Source organism: Ramlibacter sp. MMS24-I3-19 (assembly GCF_050320135.1).
Taxonomy (GTDB): domain Bacteria; phylum Pseudomonadota; class Gammaproteobacteria; order Burkholderiales; family Burkholderiaceae_C; genus Ramlibacter.
This window is the reverse complement of sequence record NZ_CP190017.1, coordinates 2,785,912-2,800,430: the sequence shown is the minus strand read 5'-3', so window position 1 is coordinate 2,800,430 and position 14,519 is coordinate 2,785,912. Positions and strand designations below refer to the sequence as shown.

Here is a 14,519-nt window from a genome sequence, read left to right as displayed (position 1 = left end):
TAATCTAACATGGGCCGCCGATTCGTCAAGGACAATCCCGGGGGTGACACCTCATCCGCACGCGCGGCGCGTCGACCATTACGAGAACTTCCCGGTCGCGTCGTGGCTCTGCCCCCCCGGCTCCGCGCCCCCATCGCCGCCATCTACTGGTTCGCCCGCACCGCCGACGACATCGCCGACGAGGGCGACGCGACGCCGGAAGTGCGCCTGGCCGATCTCGCCCACTATCGGCAATGCCTGCGCGCCTGCAAGTCCGGGGCCGCGGAAAGCACGCGCTGGCCCGCCGTGTTCGGCCCCCTCGCACAGGCGATGCACACCCATGACCTGCCGGCGGGACCGCTCGAGGACCTGCTCTCGGCGTTCGAGCAGGACGTGGTGAAGACCCGCGACCGGACCGGGTACGCGGACCGCGCCGAGCTGCTGGACTATTGCCGCCGCTCCGCCAATCCGGTGGGTCGCCTGCTGCTGCACCTCTATGGCGTCGGCGATGCGCAGTCGCTCGCGCGGAGCGACCAAGTCTGCACCGCGCTGCAGTTGATCAACTTCTGGCAGGACCTGGGCCGCGATCTCGCGCGCGGCCGCCGCTACCTGCCCGACACCGACTGCCGCGAGCACGGCGTGGATCCACGTGATCCCGCCGCGGCCATGCCCGCGGCACGACGCGCGCTGCTGGGAACCGAGTGCGCCTGGGCACGCAGCCTGATGCTCGCCGGCAGCCCGCTGGTGCATCGCGTGCCGGGTCGCGCAGGCTGGGAGCTGCGCGGCGTCGTCCAGGGCGGCCTGCGGATCCTGGACAAGATCGCGGCGCTGGGGCACGACACGCTGCATGCGCGGCCCACCATCGGCGCGTTCGACGCCCTGCCCGTGCTGTGGCGCGCGGCGCGGATGTGACAATCGGCGCATGACCCCGGAGCAATACGTCCAGGAGAAGGCGGCAGCATCCGGCAGCAGCTTCTACTACGCCTTCCTCTTCCTGCCCAAGCCGCGCCGCGAGGCGATCACTGCGTTCTACGCGTTCTGCCGCGAGGTGGATGACGTGGTCGACGAGGTGTCCGATCCGGGCATCGCACAGACCAAGCTGGCCTGGTGGAACACCGAAGTCGCTCGCGCCTTCGCCGGCCAGCCGCAGCACCCCGTGATGCGCGCGTTGATGCCCGCCGTGCCGGCCTTCGGGCTCGAGGAGCGCCAGCTGCAGGCCGTGGTGGAAGGCTGCCGGATGGACCTCACGCAGACGCGCTATCTCGACTTCCCGTCCCTGCAGCGCTACTGCCATCTCGTGGCCGGGGTCGTGGGCGAAGTGTCGGCCCGCATCTTCGGCCAGACGCAGGCGCAGACGACCGAGTACGCGCACAAGCTGGGCCTGGCCTTCCAGCTGACGAACATCATTCGCGACGTGGGCGAGGATGCGATCAGGGGCCGCATCTACCTGCCCGTCAACGAGCTGCAGCAGTTCGACGTCAAGGCGCACGAGATCACCAGCCGCACCTACTCGGACCGCTTCCGCGCGCTGATGCAGTTCCAGGCCGACCGCGCGCACCGCCTCTACGACGAAGCGCTCGCGCTGCTCCCGGCCGAGGATCGCCGCAGCCAGAAACCGGGGCTGATGATGGCCAGCATCTATCGCACGCTGCTGCGCGAGATCGAGCGGGACGGCTTCCAGGTGCTGCACCAGCGCGTGAGCCTCACGCCGCTGCGCAAGTTCTGGCTGGCCTGGAAGGTCCAGGCGCTGGGCCGCATGTGAGGGCGAAGCGGTGAAGCTCGCCGTCGTGGGAGGCGGCTGGGCCGGGCTGTCCGCCGCAGTCGCGGGCACGAAGGCCGGTCACGCAGTGACCCTGTTCGAAGCCGCGCGCCAATTCGGCGGTCGTGCGCGCAGCCTGGCAGTCACGCTGCCAGACGGTCGCGAAACGCTGCTGGACAACGGCCAGCACATCCTGATCGGCGCCTACAGCGAAACGCTCGCGCTGATGCGGCAGGTGGGCGTGGATCCGGCGCAGGTGCTGCTGCGACTTCCGCTCACCCTGCGCTTTCCCGACGGAAGCGGCCTCACCTTGCCGCACTGGCCCGCGCCCTTCGACGCGGCATGGGGGATCGCCACGGCCCGCGGCTGGTCATGGCGGGACAAGCTGTCGCTGCTGCGCCATGCAGCGGCCTGGCGACGGCGCCGCTTCGACAGCGATCCGCTTCTGACCGTCGCCGCACTGTGCGCAGGCCTGCGTCCCGCGGTGATGCGCGAACTGATCGAGCCGCTCTGCGTCGCGGCGCTCAACACGCCGGCGGACCGGGCCAGCGCCCAGGTGTTCCTGCGCGTGCTGCGCGATGCGCTGTTCGCGCCGGCGCAGGGCGGTTGGGCACCTTCGAACCTGCTGCTGCCACGGGCTGATCTCGGCCAGCTGCTGCCCTCCGCCGCAACCGGCTGGCTCGCGGACGAGGGGGCCGATGTCCGCGCGGGCCGCCGCGTGCAGGCCATCGCGCCGCAGGGCCAGGCATGGCTGGTCGACGGCGAGCCTTTCGATGCGATCGTGCTCGCCTGCCCCAGCTCCGAGGCCCAGCGCCTTGTTGCAGGCGCAGCCATCGACGCGAGCGACTGGATCGTCCGCGCGCAATCGCTCACCTACGAAGCCATCGCCACCGTCTACACCACGGGTGGAACGCACCTGCCATCGCCCATGCTGGCCCTGCGCAGCGACGCCGAAGCGCCCGCGCAATTCGTCTTCGACCGGTCGCTGCTGGGTGGTCCGGCCGGCCTGCTGGCCTGGGTGGCCAGCGCGAGCCGGGGCGACACCGCCACGCTGGAAGCGCAGGTGCTGCGCCAGGCCGCCGCGCTCGGCCACCACGTGCAGCCGCTGCGCACCGTGCTCGAGAAGCGCGCGACCTTCGCCTGCACGCCGGGGCTGCAACGACCGCCGATGGCCATCGCGCCTGGCCTGGTGGCCTGCGGCGACTACGTCGAGGGTCCCTACCCTGCGACGCTCGAAGGCGCGGTGCGCGCTGGCCAGGCGGCGGTCGCGGCGCTCACGCCAGCAGCGCGCACAGCTCGCTGAGGTCGCGCACCGTCACGTCCGGCTGCTGCTCGTGCGGCCAGTGGTGGTCGGCCCGGTTCAGCCAGACGGCCTGCATGCCCGCGTTCATGGCGCCCATGACATCCAGCGTCGCGTCGTCGCCGATGTGCAGCACGTGTTCCGCCGGCACGTCGGCCGCGCCGGCCGCGGCCAGGAAGATGCGCGCGTCCGGCTTGCCGACACCGAACTCACGCGCCGAGACCGCGGCACGGAAGTAGCGGCCGATGCCGACCCGCTCGAGGTCCGCATTGCCGTTGGACAAGGACACCAGCGGAAAGCGCTGCGCAAGGAACTCGAGGGCGGGCCGCGCGTCGTCGAACAGGTCCACCTGCTGGCGCGCGGCGAAGAAGGCATCGAAGGCAGGCTCGGCCAGCAGCGGATCCTCGCCGGCGCGGTACAGCGCCAGGCGGATCGACTCGCGGCGCACCGCGCTCAGGTCATGCTTGAACTCCGGGCGCTGGTCGGCCACGTGGTTGCGGATCTCGCGCAGCGCCGCCGGATTGGCGAACAGCGCCGCGGTCATGGGCGCATGCTCCGCGAGCCACGCGTGCAGCACGCGTTCCGCGCGTTCGATGGTGGGCCAGATCGGCCACAGGGTGTCGTCCAGGTCCAGCGTGATCGCCTTCACCCTCGAGGTCTGCAGCATGCAGGCGAGAATACCGGATGCCTTCGGCCCTGCCCTATCAGACGGAACCGCCATTCACCCATGGCCAGCCGCCAGCCACCGGCGTGCTGCTGTGCAACCTCGGCACCCCCGAGGCGCCGACCGCGACGGCGGTGCGGCGCTACCTGCGGCAGTTCCTCGCCGATCCGCGCGTCGTGGAAATCCCGCGCGCGCTGTGGCTCCCGCTGCTGCTTGGCGTGATCCTGCCGCTGCGTGCCCGCAAGTCGGCCGCCAAGTACGCCAGCATCTGGACGCCCGAGGGCTCGCCGCTGAAGGTGTGGACGGAGCGCCAGGCCAAGCTGCTGCAAGGCGCGATCGGCGAGGCGGGACACCGCGGCGTGAAGGTGCGCTACGCGATGCGCTATGGCCACCCGTCCATCCCTTCGCAGCTCGACGCACTGAAGGCCGACGGCGCCACGCGCATCCTCGTGCTCAGTGCCTATCCGCAGTACTCGGGCACGACCACGGCGAGCCTGCTCGACGAGGTCTCGGCCTGGAGCCGCCGCATCCGCCACGTGCCGGAACTGCGGTTCGTGAACCGCTACCACGACGACGACGGCTACATCGACGCACTGGTGCGCTCGGTCCAGCGCCACTGGCGCGAGCACGGTCAGCCGGACCACTTCGTGATGAGCTTCCATGGCGTGCCCGAACGCACCCTGCGCCTCGGTGACCCTTACCACTGCGAGTGCCAGAAAACGGCGCGCCTCGTGGCTGGCCGGCTCGGCCTGCAGGCCGGGCAGTACACGGTCTCGTTCCAGTCGCGCTTCGGCAAGGCGAAGTGGCTGGAGCCGTACACCGAACCGACGCTGCGCGCACTGGCCCGCAGGGGCGTGAAGCGGGTGGACGTTGCCTGCCCGGGTTTCACCAGCGACTGCCTGGAGACGCTGGAGGAGATCGCGCAGGAAGGCCGCGACGCGTTCCTCACCAGCGGCGGCCAGGCGTTCCACTACATCCCCTGCCTCAATGCCGACCCGGCCTGGATCCAGGCGCTGGCCGGTATCGCCGGCGCGCACATGGGCGGGTGGTCGACGCGCGAAGTTCCGCCGCGCGAGGAGCTGGCGGCTTCGCGCGAGCGCGCGACCGCCCTCGGCGCTAGCCGCTGACGCGGGCGCGGGCGCCCTGCTCGCAGCCGTCGATGAACCCGGCCACCAGGTCCAGCTGCTCCGGCACGTTCAGCGCCGGCGCATGGCCGCATCCGGGGATCTCCACCACCTTCGCCAGCCCGCGGGCGCCAGGACCGCGGGTGAGCATCTCGGCCGTGGTCTCGCGCAGCACCAGGTCGGAGTCGGCGCCGCGCAGGCACAGCACCGGCACGTCGATGCGGTCGTAGTGCGCCCACAGCTCGTAGTCGTGCGGATGGTCGATGAACTGCCGCACCATCGCCGGGTCGTAGTGCGGGGTCACGCGGCCATCGGGCAGGCGGCGGGTGGAGGTCTCGGTGAGACGGCGCCACTGCGCGTCGGAGAGCCAGCCGTACGGGCGGTACACCTGGCGGAAGAACGCCTCGAGATCCGCGATGGTCGCGAAGGCGGGCGGATTGCCGGCATAGGCCTTGATGCGCTCCAGCGCCGGTTGCGCCAGCATCGGCGCGTTGTCGTTCAACACCAGGCTCTTGATGCGGCCCTTCAGTCGCGGCTGCGCGATGCCGCCCGCGCACACGGTGCCGATGGCGCCGCCCATCGAGGTGCCGACCCAGTGCGCAGTGTCGATGCCGACCGCATCCATCAGGTCGGCGGCGATGCGGGCGTAGAAGGCCAGCGTGTATTCGGTGCCCGGATCCGGGCTCCACTGCGAGAAGCCGCGGCCGATGGTGTCGGGGCAGACCACGCGGTAGCGACCCGCCAGGTGCTCCGCCAGTTCGTCCATGTCGCGGCCAGTGCGCGCGAGCCCGTGCCAGGCGATCACGGTGGCCGGACCCTGGCCCCACTGCACATAGTGGATCTCGCGGCCGGCGCAGGTGGCGTAATGCGATGTGGGCGACATGGCTGCCTCTTGGAGGGGAGGTGTGCCGGCTACTTCAGGAGCTTGCCCGAACTGCCGATCACGGTGACTTCGACGAAGCGCGAGCCGACGCGGTTGTCGGGCGCGTAGTGGACGGTGATGCCCCCGAGGTCGAAGGCAGTGAGGCTTTCCAGCGCCTTGAGCACCTGCGCGCGCGTGGGACGCGGCCGGCGCGGCGCAGGCCCTCCACCAGCACCTTGGCACCGAGGAACTCCTCGAAGCTGGTGTAGTTGGGGGCCTCGCCGGGCGCGAAGCGCTTGAGCGCCTCCTGGTATTCGCGGATCACGGGCAGGTTCGGCGTGTACGGGTACGGCACCACCTGCGAGATGCCCAGGCCGTGCGCGTTCTGCACGCCGGCGATCTTCACCAGCTCCGCCGGATCGACGACCGAGATGTTGTACAGCTGCGCGCCACCGCCCGCTTCGCGGTACTGCTTGATGAAGGCACCCGCGGGCTTGTTGACGGCGATCATGATCACCGCCTGCGGCTCCGCGGCCCGGATCGCCTCGACGGCGGGCCCCACCTTGTCGGTGTTGCGCTCGTACGGCGCCGCCGCCGCGAGCTTCAGGTTGCGCCGCGCCAAGGCCGCCTGGACCCCGGCAAGGCCCGCCTTGCCGAAGCCATCGTCCTGGTACACCACCGCGACCCGCGTCGTTCCCAGCGTCGTGAGCTGCTGCACCATGTGCTCGGCCTCGTCGCCATAGCCGGCTCGCAGGTGGAAGATCCACGGGTTGAACGGCGAGCGAAGCGACTCGCCGCCGGTGTAGGGGGCCACCAGTGCGATGCCGCCTTCCTCCAGCACCTTGTCGGCCAGCAGTTGGCCGATGTTGGCGGTGCCCGCGAAGCCGAACAGCGCCACCACGTCGGGCCGCGCGACGAGCTCGCGAGTCCTGCGCACCGTCTCGTCGACCTTGTAGCCGTCGTCCACGACGACGACCTTCAGCGACTGCCCGTTCACCCCGCCGTGCGCATTGACGCTGTCGAAGTACAGCTTGCCGCCCAGCACCATCTGCTGGCCGGTGGTGGCCAGCACGCCGGTGAGTGGCGCCACCTGCCCGATCACCATGTCGGCGCGGGCCGGCGTCGCGGCCAGCGAAGACATCGCGCAGGCGGCCAGCAGGGCAAGGGAGCGGCGGGTGATCCAGGAAGGCACGGGTGTTGTCTCCGGTGCGGCGGCTCGCGATCGGCCGCCGTCATATGGGTGGGTCAGCGCGGCCGCCGGGCCGCGGTCGTCATCGCGCGCAGCCGGCCGACGATGCCCGTCGGGAAGTAATACACGGACAGCACGAACAGCAAGCCGAGCCACAGCAGCCAGCGGTCCGGCGACAGCAGCGCGGACAGCCAGGGCAGGCCCGAGGTCGCGTCGCTGCCCAGCTTCAGCAGGTCCTGCAGGTAGCTCTGGGCCACGATGAAGAGGCCGGCGCCGATGGCGGCGCCATAGATCGTGCCCATCCCGCCGATCACGACGATCAGCAGCACGTCGAGCATCACCTCGAAGGACAGCGACGTGTCCGGACCGTTGTAGCGCAGCCAGAGCGCCAGCATGGCGCCAGACAGCGTGGCGAACAGTGCCGACAGGATCGCGGAGGTGGTGCGGAACACCACCACGCGGTAGCCGATCGCCTCGGCGCGAAACTCGTTCTCCCGGATCGCCTGCAGCACGCGGCCGAAGGGCGAGTTGACGATGCGCAGCAGCGCGAGCACGAGCACCAGTGCCGTCACGAACAGCAGGTAGTAGCAGAGCAGGCGGCCGTCCATGTCGCGGCCGAACAGCTGGAACTCGAACGCAGGCGACAGCACCTCGGGCACCTTGAATGTCAGCCCGTCCTCGCCGCCGGTGAAGTCCGACAGCTGCGACGCGAGCGTCTGGAACGCCGCCGCGAAAGCCAGCGTGATCATCGAGAAGAAGATCGCCCGCACCCGCAGCGAGAACAGGCCGATGGCCAGCGCAAGCAGGAAGGACAGCGCGAGCGCCGCGGCGATGCCGACGGCCAGCGCGCCCCAGCCGGCGCCCAGGCGGGTGAACGCGATCGCCACGCCGTAGGCGCCGATGCCGAAGAACATCGTCTGCGCGAAGCTCACGATGCCCGTGTAGCCGAGCAGCAGGTCGAAGCTGGCGACCAGCACGGTGAACACCAGCACCTTGGCCGCCACATTGAGCGCCTTCACGCCCGGAAACACGAAGGGCGTGAGGGCCAGGGCGACCAGCAACGCGACCAGCAACACCGCGAGCACGCGGTTGCGCGGGTAATCATTCGACAGCAGGCGGGACAACATGCTCAGCGACTCAACGCATAGACGCCCTGCGGACGCCACAGCAGGATGGCCATCATCAGCAGGATGTTGGAGAACAGCGCCATCTTGGGCACCAGGAAACCGGTGTAGTTGGCCATCAGCCCGACGAGCAATGCGCCGATCAGCGCGCCAGTGGTGGAACCGAGGCCGCCGATGATCAGCACGATGAAGATCAGCACGTTGACCTGGGCGCCCATCTGCGGCACGACGTTCTGCTGGTACAGGCCCCACATCACGCCACCCAGGCCCGCCAGCGCGCTGCCGGCGACGAACACCCCGATGAACAGCAGGTGGATGCGGTAGCCGAGCGACTCCACCATCTCGCGGTCCTGCACGCCCGCGCGGATCAGCAGGCCGAGCTTGGTGCGCGTGAGCGTCCACAGCAGCAGCGCGAACACCGCGATTCCGACGACCACCGCGATCAGGCGGTACTTCTCGACCGCCGCATCGCCCAGCAGCAGCGTGCCCTGCATCCCCAGCGGCAGCGGCAGCGGGATCTGCTGCGGGCCCCACACGACCTTGATCAACTCCTCGCCGATGATCATGCCGCCCATGGTGATCAGGATCTGCTTCAGGTGGTTGCCGTACACCGGGCGCACGATGAAGCGTTCGAAGGCAAGCCCGATCGCGGCAGCGACCGCCATCGCCGCCAGCATCGCCGGCAGCACCGCCAGCAGGTTCCGCACGAGGCTGTCGGAGTTGGTCCAGTCGGCCATGCCTCCCAGCACGCTGGTGGCAACGAAGGCGCCCAGCGCGATGAAGACGCCGTGGCCGAAGTTCAGGACGTCCATCAGGCCGAACACCAGCGTCAGGCCCGATGCGATGATGAAGATGATCATCCCCATCGCCAGCCCGGCGACGGTGAGCGTCACCCACGTGGACGCCGAGCCGATGAAGGGCAGCACCGCCAGCGCGAGCAGCGGCACCAGCGCCATCGGCAGCCAGTCGCGATCTTTTCCGTTCATAGCGCCAGTCCCAGCAGCGAGTGCTGCAACTGTTCGTCCTCGGCCAGCGCCCGCATGGAGCCGGCATGCACGATGCGGCCGTTGTCCATCACGGCGACGGTGTCGCCCAGCCGCCTGGCGAAATTGAAGTTCTGTTCGACGAGCAGGATGGTCACGCCGCTTGCCTTGAGCTGCGCGAAGGCGTCGATCATGTTGTTGATGATGGCCGGCGCGAGGCCCTTGCTCGGCTCGTCGATCACCAGCAGCTCGCGCGGCTCGATGATCGCGCGCGACACTGCCAGCATCTGCTTCTGGCCGCCCGACAGCTTGCCCGCCGGGTGGTTCCAGAACTTCTCGACCGCCGGGAACAGCGAGAAGATCCACTTGAGGCGCGTGTCATCGAACTGGCCCGCATGCTTGGCGTCGCGCGCGGCCAGCAGCATGTTCTCGCGCACCGTGAGGTCGGCGAAGATGCCCATGTTCTCGGGCACGTAGGCCACGCCCAGGCCCGCGATGCGCGGCGTGGGGAGCGCGGTGATGTCCTGGCCCGCGAAGGTGATGCGGCCCTGCGAGGCGCGCCACAGGCCCATGATGGTCCGCAGGGTCGTGGTCTTGCCCGCGCCATTGCGTCCGAGCAGCATCGTCAGTTGCCCCTTCGGCACCACGAGGTCGACGCCGTGGAGGATGTGGTACGCCCCGATGTGCGTGTGCACGCCTTCGAGCGTCAGCAGGTTGTCGCTCATGCAGCTTCCTTGCTCACGCCAAGGTAGGCTTCTTGAACTACGGGAGAGGCGATGACTTCCGAAGGCTCGCCATCGGCGACGAGCGTGCCGTTGTGCAGCACGATGATGCGATCGGCGAGTTCGCGCACCACGTCCATCTTGTGTTCCACCAGCAGGATCGTCTTGGACTTGTCGGCCTTCAGGCGCCGGATCAGGTCCAGGATCACGGGCGCCTCGGCGGCGTTCATGCCCGCCGTGGGCTCGTCGAACATGAAGACCTGCGGCTCCAGCGCCATCAGCAAGGCGACCTCGAGCTTGCGCTGGTCGCCATGCGGCAGGTTGGCCACCAGTTCGTGCTCCTTCTCCTTCAGCGCGATCGACGCCAGGATCTCGTCGGCCCGCGCCCGCAGCCCCGCGTGGTCGCTCCACACGCTCCACAGGTTCAAGCCGCGGCGGTGCGGACCTTCGTGCGCGGCCTGCACGGCGAGGCGCACGTTCTCCAGCACTGACAGGCGCGGGAAGAGGTTCGTGAGCTGGAACGCGCGGCCCAGGCCGGCGCGCGTGCGCTCCGACGCCGGCAGGCTGGTGAGGTCGCGCCCGCCCAGGCTCACGCGCCCTGCCGTCGCCCGCAGCTGGCCCGAGATGAGGTTGAAGTAGGTGGTCTTGCCGGCACCGTTCGGCCCGACGATCGCGGTGAGCGTGCCCGGCTCGAAGCTGCAGCTCACCGCGTTGACGGCCACGTGGCCGCCGAAGCGGATGGTGAGGTCCTCGGTGACGAGTCGGCTCATGGCGGTGAAGGGGTGAGCGGGTCCAGACCGTCCCTCGCGGGCGGCTCGGAAGTCATGACATCCAGAAGGACCGGCGCTGCGAAGCAGGCCGGCATCGTCATCCGCGAAGCGCGCCCTATCGCTTGTTCTTGATCGGGACGTTCATCTCTTCAGGCTTGATCTCGTGCACGAGCTCGGGCACGCCCCAGGCGAACGCCGGGTCGACCTTGATCCTGAAGTGGTACATGCTCTGCATGGCCTGGTGGTCTTCCTTGCGGAAGGTCATCTTGCCCTTGGGCGTGTCGAAGCTCATGCCCTCCATCGCGGCGATCAGCTTGTTGGCATCGGCGTCGCCGCCGGTCTTCTTGAGCGCGGTGACGATCGCCATGCCGGCGGAGAAGCCGCCAGCGGTGAAGAAGTCCGGCGGTGCCTTGAACTGCTTGTAGTGCATCGACACCATGGCCTCGTTGGCCGGGTTCTTCGGGATGCCGAAGTAGTAGTACGTCGCACCTTCCATGCCCGGGAAGCGCTTGTACGCGGTCATCGCCGGCAGGATGTTGCCGCCGGTGGCGACTTCGATGCCGAAGCGGTTCTTCAGGTCGGCGTCGGCCAGTGCGTTGAAGGGCGGCGTGCCGCCCGCCCAGACCACCTCGATGATCTTGCGGCCCGGCTTGTCCTTGAGCGCGCCGATCAGGCGCTGGATGCCGGCGGTGAAGTCGGTAGTCGTCGGCGGCAGGTATTCCTCGTGGACGATCTTCGATTTCTTCAGCGCGTCCTTGAACGCCTTCACGCCGTCGCGGCCAAAGGCGTAGTCCTGCGCCAGCATCGCGATGGACACGTTGTCCTTGTCCACGGCGACGGCATTGGAGATGGCGTCCTGCGAGCTGTTGCGGCCGGTGCGGAAGATGTACTTGTTCCACTTCTCGCCGGTGATGGAGTCGGCCACCGCAGGCTCCACGAGGAGGATCTTCTTGTACTCCTCGGCCACGGGCAGCATCGCGAGCGCGACGCCCGAGGACGTCGGACCCATCGCCAGGTCGACCTTGTCATCCGAGTAGGCAGTGGCCAGCAGCGACTTGCCCAGGTCGGGCTTGCCCTGGTCGTCCTTCTCGATCACGACGATCTTGCGGCCGTTGACGGTCATGGTGCCGCCGGTGGCGTACTCCAGGCCCATCATCAGGCCCGTCTGGGTCTGCTTGCCGTACGCCTCCAGCGGGCCGGTGCGGCTGTAGATGTGCGCGATCTTCAGGTCCTTGCCCTGCGCGAAAGCCGGGACGGCCGCGATGGAAGCGGTCAGGGCGGCGAGCGCCACCCACGTGCGACGTTGCATGTCTTGTCTCCTAGTCGGTCTGCAAACCCATGTCCACCTTCGCAGGTGGCGTGCCAGCGGCCCAGCGCCTTGATTCCAAACGGTTTTTCCGCCGATGCGGCGCCGTCGTGTTCGAATTCAAGGCATATTGGCTGCTTTATTATCAGTCACGTTGATCGAATTTCAGGCACCCTCAACCACCCCAAGGCGCTCGTACAGCTTGGCGCGGGAGATGCCCAGCAGCCGCGCCGCGGCCACCTTGTTCCCACCGGTGGCCGCCATCGCGGCGTCGATGGCGGCTCGCTCCACCTGCGCCACCTGCTCGGCCAGCGGACGCAGGCGCTGGGACGAAGCCGCGGCGCGTGACGCTGCCTCGCCGGGCCTGGGCGCGATGCGCTCGATGCCGGCGTCGCGCAGCACCTCCTCCAGCTGCTGCACGTCGATGCGGTGGGTGTCGCTGCGCATCGCGGCCTGCTCCAGCACGTTGCGCAGCTCGCGGATGTTGCCGCGCCAGGCCTGCGCCATCAGCAATGCCATCGCGTCCGGCGCGAGCTCGGGTGGCGGCGTGCCGTTGCGCAGCGCCATGTCCTCCCCGAGCACCTCCACCAGCGCCGGGATGTCGGCGCGGCGATCGCGCAGCGCCGGCACCCGGATCGGCAGCACGTTGAGGCGGTAGTACAGGTCCTCGCGGAACTTGCCCTCGCGCACCAGCGCCCCGAGGTCGCGCGACGTGGCGGCGATCACGCGGGCATCGAACGGGACCAGCTTGTTCGAGCCGAGCGGCTCGATCTCGCCTTCCTGAAGCGCGCGCAGCAGCTTGGGTTGCAGCGCCGGCGGCATGTCGCCGATTTCGTCGAGGAACAGCGTGCCGCCGTCGGCAAGCTTGAACTTGCCCTCGCGCCCCTTTCGGTCGGCGCCCGTGAAGGCGCCCGGCGCGACCCCGAAGAACTCGGCCTCCAGCAGCGTGTCGGGCACGGCCGCGATGTTGATGCTGACCAACGGACCGGCCGCGCGCGGCGACGCGGCATGGATCGCGTGGGCCAGCAGCTCCTTGCCCGTGCCGGTCTCGCCCAGCAGCAGCACGGGGCTCGCCGAGAGCGCTGCCCGGCGCGCCTGCCGCTTCACCTCGACCGCCGCTGGACTGGAGCCGATGAAGCTGGCCAGGGTGTACTTGGTGCGCCGCTGGCTCGCGAGTTCGCGGCGCGCATCGTCCAGGTCCCGCTGCAGCAGCGCGAACTTCTGGATCAGGGGTTGCAGCGTGGTCTCGGGATGGTCGAACAGCACGATGCCCAGTGCGCCGATGACCTGGCCGTCCTCGTCTCGCAACGGGATGCGGCTGACCACGAAGGTGCCCGCCTTGTTGGACAGCAGGTCGATCAGGATCGGCTTGCCGGTGCGGATGACGCGGTCCATCAGCGTGTTCTGGACCACCTCCGCGACCGGATGGCCGACGAAGTCCTCCGCCTTCTCGAAGCCCAGCGCCGGCAGGAAGCGCTTGTATTGCTCGTTGATCCACACCACGCGGCCCTCGCGGTCGACCAGCAGCATGCCCTCGCTCGCATTGGCGAACAGGTCGAACATCGAACGGGCCGCCAGGGCCAGGATGCGCTGGCCGTCGAGGGGCAGGCTGTCGTCACGCGGCATGCGGGGATGGTAAGGCGGGCCGCCCATTGCGCATCGGGGGCGCCCCGGGGTCTCGCGCAACCATGCACTGTCCGCCGTGGAGGAAGCGTCGGCGGATCGTCCTCAGGCCATGCCGGACCTGGCCATGATGGCGCGCAGGCTGGCGAACTCGCTGTCCACGAACCTGGCGAAGTCGGGGCCGGCCAGCACTGCCGGCGTCCAGTCGTTCTTCTCGAGCGCTTCCTTCCAGGACTTCGTCTTCAGCGCGGCCAGCACCATCCCGGTGAGCGCCTTAGCCTGCCCGTCGTCGATGCCGGGTGCGCCGTACACGCCGCGCCAGTTGCCGAGCTCGACGTCGATGCCCTGCTCCTTCAGCGTCGGCACGTCGATGCCCTTGAGGCGCTGCCCGAGGTGACGGCGATCGGCTTCATCCTGCCGCCCCTGATCTGCTCGGCGAATTCGCTGTAGCCGCTGCCGCCGACGGTGATGTTGCCGCCGAGAACCGCGGCGATGGCCTCGCCGCCGCCGCGGAACGCCACGTAGTTGAGCCTGGCCGGGTCGACACCGACCTTCTGCGCGATCATGGCCGCGGCGATGTGCTCGGTGGAACCGCGCGAGCCGCCGCCCCACTTGATGCTGCCCGGATCCTTCTTCAACTGCGCGATCACGTCACCCATGGTCCTGAATGGCGAATTCACCGGCAGCACGAAGACGTTGTATTCGCTGGTGAGGCGCGCAATCGGCGTGGCCTGCGACAGGCTCACGGGCGGCTTGCCGGTGATGATGCCGCCGAGCATGACGGCGCCCATCACCATCAACGCGTTCGGGTCGCCCTTGCTCGCGTTGACGAACTGGGCCAGGCCCAGCGCGCCCGCGGCACCGCCCTTGTTGTCGTAGGTGACGCTCGAGGCCTGGCCACCGTCCTGCAATGCCTTGCCCAGCGCGCGACCGGTGGCATCCCACCCGCCGCCCGGGGTGGCGGGGATCATCATCCTGACCGCGCCCGCGGCATGGGCCCCGAGCGGCAGCGCCCCGGCGGTAGCGAGGGCGGCCATGCTCCTGAGGAAGGTGTCTCGACGCATTGCGCTTGTCTCGTTCCGGGATCGGCGACGTGATGATGGGCGGCGCGCCT

The 14,519-nt window shown here is 69.2% G+C and carries 12 protein-coding genes and 2 pseudogenes; 4 read left to right on the top strand and 10 right to left on the bottom strand.

Going from position 1 to position 14,519, the window contains the following annotated elements:
* The first annotated feature begins 34 nt into the window (after nucleotides 1–34).
* The 3 genes and pseudogenes from hpnC to hpnE all read left to right on the top strand — a co-directional run bounded on the left by hpnC (nucleotide 35) and on the right by hpnE (nucleotide 3,041).
* Nucleotides 35–891, top strand: a pseudogene (hpnC, locus tag ACPWT1_RS13995) (squalene synthase HpnC).
* A 10-nt stretch (nucleotides 892–901) separates the two neighbouring features.
* A complete protein-coding gene (gene hpnD / locus ACPWT1_RS13990) occupies nucleotides 902–1,741 on the top strand; it encodes a presqualene diphosphate synthase HpnD (protein WP_427911781.1) in 840 nt (279 codons plus the stop codon).
* A 10-nt stretch (nucleotides 1,742–1,751) separates the two neighbouring features.
* Complete coding sequence (gene hpnE, locus ACPWT1_RS13985) at nucleotides 1,752–3,041, top strand: hydroxysqualene dehydroxylase HpnE (protein WP_427911780.1); 1,290 nt, start codon at nucleotides 1,752–1,754, stop codon at nucleotides 3,039–3,041.
* Here hpnE and ACPWT1_RS13980 read toward each other — a convergent pair.
* Complete coding sequence (locus ACPWT1_RS13980) at nucleotides 3,013–3,705, bottom strand: HAD family hydrolase (protein ID WP_427911779.1); 693 nt, start codon at nucleotides 3,703–3,705, stop codon at nucleotides 3,013–3,015. The two genes, hpnE and ACPWT1_RS13980, sit on opposite strands and share 29 nt — an antisense overlap.
* A gap of 17 nt (nucleotides 3,706–3,722) precedes the next feature.
* Here ACPWT1_RS13980 and hemH point away from each other — a divergent pair, with 17 nt between their 5' ends.
* Nucleotides 3,723–4,829: a ferrochelatase gene (hemH, locus tag ACPWT1_RS13975; protein ID WP_427911778.1), complete on the top strand. Its 1,107-nt coding sequence runs from the start codon at nucleotides 3,723–3,725 to the stop codon at nucleotides 4,827–4,829.
* Here the strand turns inward: hemH and ACPWT1_RS13970 are convergent.
* The 9 genes and pseudogenes from ACPWT1_RS13970 to ACPWT1_RS13930 form a co-directional block, all read right to left on the bottom strand.
* Nucleotides 4,819–5,709: an alpha/beta fold hydrolase gene (locus ACPWT1_RS13970; RefSeq protein WP_427911777.1), complete on the bottom strand. Its 891-nt coding sequence runs from the start codon at nucleotides 5,707–5,709 to the stop codon at nucleotides 4,819–4,821. The genes hemH and ACPWT1_RS13970 overlap by 11 nt on opposite strands.
* A 58-nt stretch (nucleotides 5,710–5,767) precedes the next feature.
* Nucleotides 5,768–6,880, bottom strand: a complete 1,113-nt coding sequence (locus tag ACPWT1_RS13965) for an ABC transporter substrate-binding protein (protein WP_427911776.1) — start codon at nucleotides 6,878–6,880, stop codon at nucleotides 5,768–5,770.
* A 53-nt stretch (nucleotides 6,881–6,933) separates the two neighbouring features.
* Nucleotides 6,934–8,004 (bottom strand): branched-chain amino acid ABC transporter permease, encoded by a 1,071-nt coding sequence (locus tag ACPWT1_RS13960; RefSeq protein ID WP_427911775.1) that lies wholly within the window; start codon nucleotides 8,002–8,004, stop codon nucleotides 6,934–6,936.
* A 2-nt stretch (nucleotides 8,005–8,006) separates the two neighbouring features.
* Nucleotides 8,007–8,987: a branched-chain amino acid ABC transporter permease gene (locus ACPWT1_RS13955; protein ID WP_427911774.1), complete on the bottom strand. Its 981-nt coding sequence runs from the start codon at nucleotides 8,985–8,987 to the stop codon at nucleotides 8,007–8,009.
* Complete coding sequence (locus ACPWT1_RS13950) at nucleotides 8,984–9,709, bottom strand: ABC transporter ATP-binding protein (protein WP_427911773.1); 726 nt, start codon at nucleotides 9,707–9,709, stop codon at nucleotides 8,984–8,986. Before ACPWT1_RS13950 ends, ACPWT1_RS13955 begins: the two co-directional genes overlap by 4 nt.
* The gene (locus ACPWT1_RS13945; RefSeq protein ID WP_427911772.1) at nucleotides 9,706–10,476 is read right to left on the bottom strand and encodes an ABC transporter ATP-binding protein; all 771 of its coding nucleotides are present in this window, start codon (nucleotides 10,474–10,476) and stop codon (nucleotides 9,706–9,708) included. The genes ACPWT1_RS13950 and ACPWT1_RS13945 overlap by 4 nt, the downstream gene beginning before the upstream one ends.
* Nucleotides 10,477–10,591: 115 nt before the next feature.
* Entirely contained in the window at nucleotides 10,592–11,785 is a 1,194-nt protein-coding gene (locus ACPWT1_RS13940) for a substrate-binding domain-containing protein (protein ID WP_427911771.1), read from the bottom strand.
* 162 nt (nucleotides 11,786–11,947) lie between these two features.
* Nucleotides 11,948–13,408 (bottom strand): sigma-54 interaction domain-containing protein, encoded by a 1,461-nt coding sequence (locus ACPWT1_RS13935; protein ID WP_427911770.1) that lies wholly within the window; start codon nucleotides 13,406–13,408, stop codon nucleotides 11,948–11,950.
* A gap of 102 nt (nucleotides 13,409–13,510) precedes the next feature.
* Nucleotides 13,511–14,469: pseudogene (locus tag ACPWT1_RS13930) on the bottom strand (Bug family tripartite tricarboxylate transporter substrate binding protein).
* Nucleotides 14,470–14,519 lie beyond the last annotated feature (50 nt).